Source organism: Mucilaginibacter litoreus, assembly GCF_042676805.1.
Lineage (GTDB): Bacteria > Bacteroidota > Bacteroidia > Sphingobacteriales > Sphingobacteriaceae > Mucilaginibacter > Mucilaginibacter litoreus.
The window spans coordinates 281995-294717 of record NZ_JBHTHZ010000001.1; the positions used below are offsets into that span (position 1 = coordinate 281995).

At 42.2% G+C, this 12723-nt stretch carries 11 protein-coding genes; 4 read left to right on the forward strand and 7 right to left on the reverse strand.

The features are described from left to right. Positions 1–90: 90 nt before the first annotated feature. Positions 91–1983, reverse strand: coding sequence for a RecQ family ATP-dependent DNA helicase (locus ACFQZX_RS01340; protein WP_377110946.1), 1893 nt, complete (start codon positions 1981–1983; stop codon positions 91–93). A 50-nt stretch (positions 1984–2033) separates the two neighbouring features. Continuing rightward, complete coding sequence (locus tag ACFQZX_RS01345) at positions 2034–3320, reverse strand: citrate synthase (protein ID WP_377110947.1); 1287 nt, start codon at positions 3318–3320, stop codon at positions 2034–2036. 145 nt (positions 3321–3465) lie between these two features. On the opposite strand from ACFQZX_RS01345, the gene ACFQZX_RS01350 reads away from it, so the two are divergent. Beyond that, complete coding sequence (locus ACFQZX_RS01350; protein ID WP_377110948.1) at positions 3466–6753, forward strand: PAS domain S-box protein; 3288 nt, start codon at positions 3466–3468, stop codon at positions 6751–6753. Between the two features lie 28 nt (positions 6754–6781). Here ACFQZX_RS01350 and ACFQZX_RS01355 read toward each other — a convergent pair whose 3' ends face one another. Next, positions 6782–8029: an ABC transporter permease gene (locus ACFQZX_RS01355; protein WP_377110949.1), complete on the reverse strand. Its 1248-nt coding sequence runs from the start codon at positions 8027–8029 to the stop codon at positions 6782–6784. Between the two features lie 167 nt (positions 8030–8196). On the opposite strand from ACFQZX_RS01355, the gene queA reads away from it, so the two are divergent. Next, positions 8197–9246 carry a tRNA preQ1(34) S-adenosylmethionine ribosyltransferase-isomerase QueA gene (queA, locus tag ACFQZX_RS01360; RefSeq protein ID WP_377110950.1) on the forward strand — a complete coding sequence of 350 codons (1050 nt, stop codon included), beginning with the start codon at positions 8197–8199 and terminating at the stop codon, positions 9244–9246. Positions 9247–9421: 175 nt separating this feature from the next. After that, positions 9422–10183 (forward strand): 2-C-methyl-D-erythritol 4-phosphate cytidylyltransferase, encoded by a 762-nt coding sequence (locus tag ACFQZX_RS01365; RefSeq protein ID WP_377110951.1) that lies wholly within the window; start codon positions 9422–9424, stop codon positions 10181–10183. A 26-nt stretch (positions 10184–10209) separates the two neighbouring features. On the opposite strand, the gene ACFQZX_RS01370 is transcribed toward ACFQZX_RS01365, so the two are convergent. The 4 genes from ACFQZX_RS01370 to ACFQZX_RS01385 all read right to left on the reverse strand — a co-directional run bounded on the left by ACFQZX_RS01370 (position 10210) and on the right by ACFQZX_RS01385 (position 11601). Then, positions 10210–10356: a lmo0937 family membrane protein gene (locus tag ACFQZX_RS01370; protein WP_377110952.1), complete on the reverse strand. Its 147-nt coding sequence runs from the start codon at positions 10354–10356 to the stop codon at positions 10210–10212. Between the two features lie 106 nt (positions 10357–10462). Beyond that, a complete protein-coding gene (locus ACFQZX_RS01375; protein WP_377110953.1) occupies positions 10463–10609 on the reverse strand; it encodes a lmo0937 family membrane protein in 147 nt (48 codons plus the stop codon). A 128-nt stretch (positions 10610–10737) separates the two neighbouring features. After that, positions 10738–10959 (reverse strand): DUF2795 domain-containing protein, encoded by a 222-nt coding sequence (locus ACFQZX_RS01380; RefSeq protein ID WP_002996718.1) that lies wholly within the window; start codon positions 10957–10959, stop codon positions 10738–10740. Positions 10960–11052: 93 nt separating this feature from the next. Then, positions 11053–11601, reverse strand: a complete 549-nt coding sequence (locus tag ACFQZX_RS01385; RefSeq protein WP_377110954.1) for a cob(I)yrinic acid a,c-diamide adenosyltransferase — start codon at positions 11599–11601, stop codon at positions 11053–11055. 103 nt (positions 11602–11704) lie between these two features. On the opposite strand from ACFQZX_RS01385, the gene ACFQZX_RS01390 reads away from it, so the two are divergent. After that, on the forward strand, positions 11705–12718 hold the full coding sequence (locus ACFQZX_RS01390) for a chitinase (RefSeq protein ID WP_377110955.1): 1014 nt from the start codon (positions 11705–11707) through the stop codon (positions 12716–12718). Positions 12719–12723 lie beyond the last annotated feature (5 nt).

Genomic DNA, 12723 nt, shown 5'->3' on the forward strand with positions numbered 1-12723 from the left:
TACAGGGCAATTCACTCGGTGAACACGCAATTTATGTCGGTGAAATCAGAATATATTTTTAAGGAAATTGGAGACAGGAGGGCCGGGCGTTTACAGATAGTAATTTTCGCCGTCGGTTTTTAGCTTCCCGGCATCAAGCAACAGGCGGATGGTTTGGATCTTCTCTTTCTCGTTACCTATTTTCAGGGCGGGTATCAGTTCATTGATAGTAAAGGTCCCGGTGCTGAGCAGCTGTACTATTTCATTAGTGATATCGTCAATAATTTCGCTGGCGCGTTTCTCTCGGCGCTCTTCCAGGCAAACATCGCAAACACCACATTTAGGAGAATTCTCCTCGTCGAAATAACTTAACAGCATCTGGCTGCGGCAATGCTTTGCCTCGGCATAGGCAAATACCGCTTCCAACTTCTTTTTATAGGTTGCCTGGCGTTGCGCTATATATGCTTTGTTGACATACAGATTGCCTGCATGCTGCCGGGGTTTTATCCAGGTAATTTGCGGTTGATCCGTCTGTGGCAGATAGCTCAGCAAGTTAAACTGCTGCAACTGCTGTAAGCCGGTAATTACCTGCTGTACGCTCATACCCGTACGGCGGGCAACATCAAACTCTTTTATGCGCACATAATTTTCAAAGGACCCTCCGTAAGAACGCAGAAGGGTTTTAACAAATGGGTCCCAACCGGGGTTTTGTATCTGAAAGTTGTATAGCTCCTCGTTCAGCACCTCAAACCTGAACCGCGATGGTAAAAACACACTTTCTGTGAACGATACATAACCATCCTGCTCTAGGAACTTAAGGGCATTGAGCGTCTTGATAGCGTCCAACTCAAATCGGGTACAAAACTCACCCAGGTCGAGGTCAAAGCTTACGCCTTCGCCGGCCTCATACGCCAGTTGGCAGTAGTTGCCCAGATGATGATATATCTTCTTGATCTCCTCTACCGATGGAAAATTCTGCAAGAACCTTTTTTGCTGCCTCAGTTTATCGGTAGGGTTAAACAATAGCACGGCAAAAGCCTTTTGCTCGTCGCGCCCCCCCCTGCCTGCTTCCTGGTAGTAAGCTTCCAGGCTGTCTGGCATGTCTTTATGAATAACAAAACGTACATCCGGTTTATCAATACCCATCCCAAAGGCATTGGTTGCTACAATGATACGGCTGCGGTTGTTTTTCCAGGCTTCCTGCTTTTCAGATCGTTCGTCGGCGGATAGCCCGGCATGGTAATAGTCTGCCTTAACATGGTTTTGCTGATAAAATTTAGCTATTTCAAAGGTTTCTTTACGACTGCGCACATATACAATGCCGCTACCCGGTATACCATGGGCTATATCCAGCATTTTGCGCAGCTTGTCTTCCGTATGCTGAACAACATAACTCAAATTCTTCCGCTCAAAGCTTTTTTGAAAAACCGAAGCATCTTTAAAAGCCAGCTTTTGCTGTATATCCTCCTTTACTTCGGCGGTGGCCGTAGCGGTAAGCGCAAGTACCGGCACAGCAGGATGCAACTCGCGCAGAGCGGCGATCTGCAGATATGGCGGCCTGAAATCATACCCCCACTGTGAGATACAATGCGCCTCGTCAACCGCAAACAGGTTAACGTTCATGTATTTAATGCGCTCGCGCACCAACTCAGAAAGCAGGCGCTCGGGCGAGAGGTACAAAAACTTCACCGGGCCGTAAATACAGTTATCCAGCGCTATATCCACCTCCCGTTTACCCATGCCCGAAATGATGGCAATTGCAGGAATGCCTTTAGCTGTAAGGTTTTCAACCTGATCTTTCATCAGGGCTATCAACGGCGATACAACGATACATATCCCCTCTTTAGCCATGGCCGGCACCTGGAAACATACCGATTTACCCCCGCCGGTAGGCAGCAAAGCCAGGGTATCATGGCCTTGCAGAACAGAGGATATAATCTCCTCCTGCATCGGCCTGAAATTATCGTGCCCCCAGTATTGCTTAAGTATTTCGCGCGTGGTCATGCCTTACAAAAAAAGCCCGGCAAGCGGGCTTTTACTAAATATAAAAAGTTTTATCTGGTTTTAATGTTTACGTAGTCTCTGTCCTTTTCGCCTACATATATCTGGCGCGGGCGGCCAATAGGCTCTTTATTTGCTTTCATTTCCTTCCACTGGGCAATCCATCCCGGCAGGCGGCCAAGTGCAAATAAAACGGTAAACATTTCTGTTGGGAAACCTAAAGCAGTGTAAATGATGCCTGAGTAAAAATCTACATTTGGATAAAGTTTACGCTCAACAAAGTAAGGGTCGTTCAATGCCACTTCTTCCAGCTTTTTGGCAATATCAAGCGTTTCATCCTTCACCCCTAATTTCTCCAGTATGTCGTCGCATGCCTTTTTGATGATCCTGGCACGCGGATCGAAATTTTTATACACACGGTGTCCAAAACCCATCAACCTAAACGAATCGTTCTTGTCTTTTGCCTTGGCAACCCACTTATCTACATCGCCCCCATCTTCTTTAATTTTTTGCAGCATCTCTACCACAGCCTGGTTGGCACCGCCATGCAGCGGGCCCCAAAGTGCCGAGATCCCTGCAGATATGGAAGCGTACAGGTTAGCGTCTGACGAACCTACAATACGCACAGTAGAGGTTGAACAGTTTTGCTCATGATCGGCATGCAGTATCAGTAACTTGTTCATGGCGCTTACCACTACCGGGTCTATCTCAACCTCTTCGGTACGCTGGCCAAACGTCATATGCATAAAGTTGGTTACGTAATCATATTTATTACGCGGATAGATAACCGGATGCCCCAGGGATTTTTTATATATCCATGATACAATGGTACTCATCTTGGCAATGAGCTTAATGATCTCGAGGTTAACCTCATCCGCAGTAAGGCCTTGTTTTAATGAAGCCGGGTTAAACGCAGCAAGCGCACCTATCAATGATGACAGCTGCCCCATTGGGTGCGACCCTGATGGAAAGCCGTCAAAAAATTTTTTCATATCCTCATGCACAAGGGTATGATGACTTATTTCGTATTCAAAGCCTTTGAGCTCTTCTTCGGTAGGCAGGTTGCCATATATCAGCAGGTATGCAACCTCAATAAAGGTGGATTGCTCGGCCAGTTGCTCTATCGGGTAACCCCTGTATTTCAATATGCCTTTTTCGCCATCTAAAAAAGTAATGGCGCTTTTAGTAGCACCTGTATTTTTATATCCTACATCAAGCGTTACATAACCGCTCTGATCGCGCAGTTTAGAAATATCAATGGCTTTCTCGCCCTCAGTACCCTCTATTACAGGAAGATCATACGTTTTATCACCAATTTTTAATTGTGCTGTTTCAGACATAGGAAATATAGTATTTGCAACAAATGTAATTAAATCTGCGTATTATTAGCTCTCAAGATACATTTACTCTTTGTAAAATTATCTTTAAACAATATTCTGTTTTCTCAATTTTGTTTGGCTTTATTAAAAAAATTACCTTAGCTGCATGTCTTTCAAAAACCGGGTTCTTGTTTCCATTGAAAATGACATTACTATATACCGGCTTGTGCTGGTAGGGCTGTTGGTTGCAAGCCCGGCGTTACACTATTTATGCTATAATAACAGTTACGATCCTTTTTGGTTACGCGGAATAAACAGCGGGCTTTGCCTGGTAACCCTTGCGTTTTCTTACAGCAAAAATAAGGCGATCTTTAAAAGCATGATCTATGTCACCATAGCATCGTTCATGTTCATCAACAACTACCTGCTTTTAGGTACTAATGGTTTTGCAAACGTTTATCTTTTTAGTTCTATTACCATTTTCATTGCGCTTACCTTGTTTTGCAAGCAACGCATTGAATTTATTGGCATCAGCATATTCAATTTTATTGCCGTAGTGGCCGCGTACAGTTTTGCGCCAAAGCTTAATATAACATTTACAGCCCTCATTATACTTATTGGTGTTTTCGATCTGATAGCTTACATGTCTTTTTTAGCTGTTATGGCTTACAAGGCACAATTTAAAAAGGCGGTAAGCAACGTTATTGAGTTAAATGAATCGTTATTAACAAAATCAAGAAAACTAAAAGAAAGCCAGCAGCAACTGCATGCGCTTATCAGTTCAGTAAACGATACTATTTTTGAGTTTGATGAAAACCAAACCTGTATAAATGCATGGTTTGGCCCTCAAACGCCTGCTTATTTAAACCGGGAGCAATTTTTAAACAAAACACTTACCGAAGCTATAGGCCCGGATAAAGCCCGGCCCTTTCTGGAAGCATACAATTATGTGATTCAACATAAAAAACCTCACAGTATTGAGTTTTCTTCAATTTATGGCGAAGCTGGTTGGTTTGTAGCCAAGGCATCACCTGTGCTTGATGTTAATGGCAATTATACCAAACGCATATCTGTGGCAGTTACCGATATTACCGAGCAAAAACGGTATGCCAATGCTTTGATAGAAAATGAGTCCTTATTACTGCAGGCCCAGCATATAGCCAAAACAGGCAATTGGTGGTATGACGAATATAGTAAGGAAAATTACTGGTCTGAAAGCCTGTATCATATATTGGAGGTTAATGAAATACCCAATGGCCTTACGAGGTTTGAATATTATCTTAGCCTTGTTCACCCCAACGACCGGGATGCTGTTTCAGGCTATTTAACCAATATCTATTTTACTGATAAAAACAGTATCCATCACAAGTTAATTACCCCTAAGGGTAATTTAAGATATTTAAAGATTCTGCGTGGCGATCTGCTGTATGATGCCGATGGTAATATTAAACGTGTTGTTGGTATAATTCAGGATATCACTGAATCAAAACTGGCCGAAAAGGCGGTTAAGGTTAGCCAGGCCGAGCTTTTAGAGGCACAAACAATTGCCAAAATAGGAAACTGGAAGTGGGACAGCGCCACTAACGTGCTTGCATGGAGCCATGAAGTGAACTCCATACATGAGATAGACATCAGCCGGGCTTCAAAATCTCGATTCGGGAGGCTCCTGCTCCAGTACATCCACCCCGATGACAAGTATATTGCCAGGCAGCTTTTCGGCAATGGTAACGTTAGCGGCGAAAGCTTTGAATACCGCATAGTTACTCCAAAAGGCAATATTAAGTACATCAACGTTATAACCGGTAAATTAATGTACCGCCAAGATGGCAGCATTCGTAAGATCATTGGTACGCTGCAGGATATTACCCAGCGAAAGCAGGCCGAAATTGAACAACATCGTACAGAAAACAAGTACCGCCGTGTACTGGAAACCATTAAGCTGGCTGCAGTATCGTTAGATGCCAGCGGAAAAGTAATTTTTTGCAATAAATACCTGGCTAACTTACTTGGTTATACCCAAAGTGAAATGATGGGGATGAACTGGATGCAAAACTTTGTTACGGATGACCACAGACAGATAATTACCCAATGGTTTACCGGTAACCAGGTAAAGGCACATTACACCAATCCTGTTATTTGCCGTAACGGCGATCTAAGGATAATCAGCTGGCAAAACACGGTAAGTTATGACGAGCGTGGCAATATCAAAGAAACTACCAGCATTGGGGAAGATATTACTGTACAGCAAAAGGTAAGGCAGGAACTGATTACAGCAAAAGAACAGGCAGAGCGTTCGTCGCACTTTAAGTCGGAGTTTTTATCTATCATGAGTCATGAGATACGAACACCCATGAACGCTGTAATAGGCACTACTAATTTGCTTTTACAGGAAAACCCCAAACCCGAACAGTTAGAGTACCTTAATACGCTAAAATTCAGCAGCGATAACTTGCTGGCTATAATAAATGATATTTTAGATTATAATAAGATAGAGGCCGGCAAGCTGCAGCTAAGCCATGCGCCGTTTAACATTTATCAGCTTACTCAAAACATCAGGCAGTTATTTTATGCTAAAGCTACCGAAAAAGACCTGGCGATAGAGCTGTTCATAGATAATGATATTCCGGAATTTTTGATGGGCGACCATATACGCCTAAGCCAGATACTGTTTAACCTGGTAAGTAATGCAGTTAAATTTACGCATAAAGGCAAGGTTACAATAGCTTTGGAAAATGAACATAAGCAAAATACCGGTGATGTTTCTATCAGGTTTACAGTAACCGATACCGGCATAGGCATTGCGCCTGAAAACCTTACCCTGGTGTTTGATCCGTTTATACAGGGGCCACAAACCATTACCCATGAATATGGGGGTACCGGGTTAGGTTTAGCCATAACCCGTCGTTTAATTGAACTTTACCAAAGCAGTATTGATGTTGCCAGCAATTTAGGGGAAGGCACAAAATTTACCTTTACTATTCGGTTTGCTATAGCCACCCAGGTATTGCAGAGTGAAAAAAATGTTAATGCCAGTGTTGCCGCTATATTGCCTCAAAGCCTTGCCGGTATAAGCGTACTTGTAGTGGATGATAATAAAATGAATTTGATGATCGCATCCAAGTTTCTGAAAAAGTGGGATGCAAAAGTATCTGAAGCTATAAACGGCAGGATAGCATTGGAAATGACGATTGCCAACAACGGCTATGACTTGATTATAATGGACCTGCAAATGCCGGTTATGGATGGCTTTGAAGCAACGGCATTAATAAAGCAACGTTATCCGGATGTGCCGGTTATAGCTTTTACCGCTGATGCCATGCCAGAAACCCACACCAAGGCTTATGAAGCAGGTATGTGCGATTATCTGACTAAACCGTTTGTACCGGAGGTTCTTTTTGAAAAGATATCAAAATATTGCAAGTTGAACACAAACACCAGCTCTTTGCCTGAGTAAAAATCTCTCCTTTAAGCGCAGCTAATTGTTAATTTGTTCGGATAGCCTCTACCGGGTCCAGCTTAGATGCAAAGTAAGCTGGTACAATGCCTGATATCATGCCGATGGCGACTGAAATAGTTAAAGCGCGTATAACATTACCGGCATCAACTACTACCTGTATATCAGCAACTGCCTTTACCGCAAAAGTGCCTAAATAAACCAAAAACAGGCCAATGAGCCCTCCCATAAGGCACAAGGCAACAGCTTCTATCAAAAACTGCAGTAATATAAAGTAGTTTTTAGCCCCAAGGGATTTTTGAATACCTATGATATTGGTACGTTCTTTTACCGATACGAACATGATATTGGCTATACCAAAACCACCTACCAGTACAGAAAAACCACCTATGATCAATCCCGCAATGTTTACCACACCAAAAAGCTGGTCTAACTGGTTTGTCAGGATGGTTGATTTATTTAAAGAAAAATCATCCTCGCCACCGGGCCTGATACTGTGTATAGACCGCATAATACCGCGCACTTCGCTTTCCACTTCTTCGTCGCTCAAATTATCGTGCCCGCGCACAATGATCTGTGGGTTATATTTCTCGTTCTGAACGTCAATTAAATTTTTAGCAAAGTTTAAAGGCAGTAATATTTCGTTATCGCTGGTAATACCCAGCATATCTTTTCCCTCTTTGGCAAATACGCCTATAATGGTAACGTTCCTGCCCATTATTTTTATCTCCTTACCAATAGCATTTCCATCCGGAAACAGGTTGGAGGCAATATCTGCACCTATAATAGTTACCGGCGCACCCGTGCGCGATTCGATCTCCGTAAAATAGCGCCCATCCTGAAAATCAAAGTTCCAGGTCTTGTCATGGTCATGCGATACGGCGTCTATTTGTGCACCTTCTACTGTGTTACTTCCATACTTTACGGTACGGTTATCAATACTTATTTCATAAGAAATGGCTTTGGCCGTCTGGCTGCGGCGGGCCAATTGGTCAAAATCGCGAAGTTTGGGTACCGGCCGCTGCATATACTTCCACCACGGAAAGTTGTCCTCGCCAACCCAGGGCCACTTTTGTATATAAATACTGTTGCTGCCTAACTTATTTACACTTTTTTGAAGATTGTTGCGCAGCGTATCCACAGCAGAGAATACGGCAATTATAGTGAATATACCGATGGTAACACCTAATAATGAAAGTAGTGTGCGCAGCTTATTTTGCCTTAACGCGTCGTAAGCGAATAAAAAACTTTCACGAATGAGTTTGAGTATAATCATACAGTATATGGTTACTATAATTGTTGCCCTGATTAAAACAGTATTTGTTAGACTGTGTTAAAGCATTTAAGTTACAGTATTTTTCAATTTAAACCTTAATCAAAAAATGGCGCATAATTTATGAAAAAATTTATACATTTGCGCCCTGAAAATTCGTATATACAAGCATGAAATTATCCCAGTTTAAATTCAATTTACCTGAATCATTAGTTGCCCACACACCGGCAGATAAGCGCGACGAATCGCGTTTAATGGTTTTACACCGTGATTCAGGAAAAATTGAGCATAAGATTTTTAAGGATGTTTTGGATTACTTTGATGATCAGGATGTAATGATCCTGAATAACACCAAAGTATTTCCGGCACGTATGTATGGCAACAAGGAAAAAACCGGCGCTACAATTGAGGTATTTTTGTTGCGCGAACTGAACAAAGAATTACGCCTTTGGGATGTTTTGGTTGACCCTGCCCGTAAAATACGCGTAGGCAACAAACTTTATTTTGGCGATGACGACCTGCTGATTGCCGAGGTTGTGGATAATACCACATCACGTGGCCGTACCATCCGCTTTTTGTTTGACGGTACCGACGAGGAGTTTCGCCGTAACGTGGAGATCCTGGGTGAAACACCGCTGCCTAAATACATCAAACGTAAAGCAACTGCCGAAGATAAAGAGCGTTACCAAACTATTTTTGCTAAAAACGAAGGCGCTGTTGCCGCCCCTACCGCAGGTTTGCACTTTAGCCGTGAATTAATGAAACGCCTTGAGCTTAAAGGAGTAGAGTTTGCCGAAGTTACCTTGCATGTTGGCCTGGGTACCTTTCGCCCGGTTGAGGTTGAAGACCTGACCAAGCATAAGATGGATTCTGAGCAATTCATTATCGAGCAAAGTCAGGCTGATATTGTAAACCGTGCTATTGAGCATAAAAAAAGGGTTTGTGCTGTTGGCACTACTTCAATGCGTACTATTGAGTCGGCAGTTTCTGCCAACAAAACACTTAAAGCGGCTAACGACTGGACCAGCAAGTTCATTTTCCCGCCGTATGATTTTAGCATTGCCAATAGCATGATTACTAACTTCCATACACCAGAGTCGACTTTGTTGATGATGATATGCGCGTTTGGCGGTTACGAGCACGTAATGCATGCTTATGAAGTAGCGGTAAAAGAAAAATACCGTTTCTACAGCTACGGCGATGCTATGCTGATTATTTAATTAGTGAGTGATAGATGGTAAGCGGTGCGTAGTAACAATTCTGCTATCCTTGCCAACCAGATATTTGAGATATGAGCTAAACTCATATCTCATTTTTGTTTTATAGCTTTGAGGTCAAACGAGTCATCCCGAAATCTTTTCGGAATCTCATAGCAAATTTAAATTTGCTGTTGAGATGCTGAAACAAGTTCAGCACGACAGAAATACCAGATACATGTTAAATCTCACATCTAAAATCTCACATCTAAAATCTAATACCTACGCCATCATTGTTGCCGGTGGCTCGGGCAGTCGTATGCAGTCGGCATTGCCTAAGCAGTTTATTGAGCTTTGCGGGGAGCCTGTTATGATGCATACCATAAGGGTATTCCACCAAAGCAAAACATCGCCGCAAATTATACTAGCGCTCAACCCTGGCTATCATGATCTTTGGAAAGAACTTTGCCACAAATACAACTTTAAAATACCTCATACTGTAGTAGCAGGCGGCCAAACACGCTTCCATTCTGTGAAAAATGCTGTGGATAGCATTACTGAGGATAATGCCCTGATAGCCGTGCATGATGCCGTTCGGCCGCTTACGCCGCTTAGCGTAATTGATGAAAGTTATGAACAGGCCGCCAAAAACGGCTCCGCTGTTGCCGCCGTAAAAAGCCGCGACTCGGTAAGGCAGTTAAACGGCGAACTGACATCATGCCTTGACAGGGAAAACATTTACCTGGTACAAACGCCGCAAACATTTCAATCGGCTTTGCTTAAAAAAGCTTATGAGCAGGGCTATGTTGAAAGTTTTACTGATGATGCATCTGTTGTTGAACGAAGCGGTGTAAAAATACACCTGATAGAAGGAAGCCATAGTAACATTAAGATCACCTTTCCTGAAGACATGGCTATTGCAGAAGCCGTATTAAACAAAAAAGCCATCAGCAATAGCTAATGGCTTAAATATTACGTCACAAAATATCAGGCTCGTCTTATCACACCTAATAAAAGGGCGATAACAGCTATCACTAATAAAATGTGTATCAATCCTCCTGCGTGGTTAACAAAGAATCCGAAGATCCACCCTATAACCAGAATAACTGCGATAATGTACAATAAGCTTCTCATGGTAATGTGTATTTAGTTGTTAAAGTTTTTGTTGATATATATTAAACCAGCTTTAAACCAAAAGGTTTTAAGAATGTAAAAGGCCTCGATCGGGCCTATTAAATTATCAGGCTCGTCTGATAATGCCTAATAGTAAAGCAATAATTGCTATCACCAATAAAATATGAATTACGCCACCGGCATCTGCGTAGAAAAATCCAAATGCCCATCCTATTACAAGAATTACGGCAATAATGTACAATAAGCCTCTCATTTTTTTTGATATGTTTTTGTTTAAGTAGATATTAACTAAAAAAACCAAATACCAAAATCATTCCAAATTACCTATGTATAAAAAAAGCCGCTGATTATCAGCGGCTTAACTATTATAATAATATTTTTTTAATATTCGTCTTCGTTGAAAAAGAAATCATCTTTTGTAGGGTAATCAGGCCATATCTCTTCAATATTTTCATAAGGTTCGCCATCATCTTCAAGCGCCTGCAGGTTTTCAATAACCTCTACGGGTGCACCAGAACGTATGGCATAGTCAATTAACTCATCTTTTGTGGCAGGCCAGGGAGCATCTTCCAGGTGTGATGCTAATTCAAGTGTCCAATACATGTTTTTATATTAAATGGTAAATAGTATAATGTTTAGATTTTCGCAAAAGTATAATATTTTTAAATTGATTTTCAATATTTTTTTGTAAAATTTTTAAACACGCGGTATCCACTGATTTTCAGCAACTTTATATTCGTAAGCTATGGCACGCGCCAATGTAAACAAGTAATCGCTGAGCCGGTTCAAATAAATTTTCACTTTCTCGTCAACCGTGCTTTCTTCGCCCAGATGCACACATAAACGCTCAGCGCGGCGGCAAACACAACGGGCAATATGGCAAAAAGAAATAGCATTGCTGCCGCCTGGTAATATAAAATGACGAAGCTCTGGCAACGTTTCATTCATCCTGTCCATCTCCCTTTCCAGCAACTCAATGTCTGTAGCATGAAGATCAGGAATAACCATTTTTGATTTTTCAGGGTCTGCAGCTAAAGATGATCCTATTGTAAAAAGCCTGTCCTGTATTTCTTTCAGTATATTCTTATCATGCTGGTCAATTCCCTGATCGCGAATAAGGCCTATATAGGAGTTCAACTCGTCTACCGTACCATAACTTTCTATCCGCAGATGATATTTAGGCACACGTGTGCCGCCTATCAGGGATGTGTAACCTTTATCACCGGTTTTGGTATATATTTTCATAAGCAATTAAATATTCGTGATGGCGTTTTAATATGCATATTTACAAAGTTTAAACTTAAACATCTGCTTTGTGTTTTGTTCAAATAAATTCTGTACAGCCATCATGAAATTTATCATCTCATCAGCACGGTTTGTTACCATAAGTTTATTTACAACATCGCTTTTAAGCTTTAACTGCAGCAATACCGGTTCAAAAAAGAATACCGACAGTGTAGCTACTGCCACTGCGGCAAAACCCGCCTCTTTCAGTAAGTTTTTAAGCGAAACGCAGTTTAATGAGCTTTTTCCTGAGCGCAACAAGTTTTACACTTATGCAGCTTTTATAAAAGCGGTTGATGAGCTGGCCCAAATAAAGGTGCAGGTAACACGCAGGGCGGTTTCGGTATACCAGTTCATCCGTACAGACAAACGCACCGGCAAGGCCACCACAGTGCGCCAGGATGGGGACTGGAACGAAGAATGGGCCAAACAAAAACCCGACAGCACTTATATGGTTGATTACGGCGGCTTTTGCACCGAAAGCGACGCTACCACCAATAAACGCGAGCTGGCAGCGTTCTTCGCGCAAATAGCCCATGAAACCCGGCACGGCCAAAATGAAAGTTATACCGATGGCCTTATGCTTTTGCATGAAGACAATACCAATATCAACTATATAAGCGACAGCGACGAGTACTCGCCGGTGGCCGGGCAAAAGTACTATGGCCGCGGCCCTATGCAAATCAGTTATAATGGCAATTATGGCTATGCGTCCGACTGTATATTTGGCGATAAAAAGGTTTTGCTGAACAATCCGGGCCTTGTGGAAACCGACCCGGTAGTATCATTTAAAACGGCTATTTATTTTTGGATGACGCCGGAAACACACAAGCCCTCGGCACATGATGTAATGATTGGCAAATGGCAGCCTAAAGAGAGCGATAAGGCCAAAGGACGTACACCTGGTTTCGGCATGACCATTAACATTGTTAACGGCGAATTGGAATGTAATAAAGGGGAAGACAATTACAGTATGAAAGACCGTATTGGCTTTTACCAGTTCTTTTTGAAAAAATTGGGCATTACCGACCCTAACTGCGCTTGCAGCTGCGGTAAAATGGAGCCTTATAAATATTGATAAAA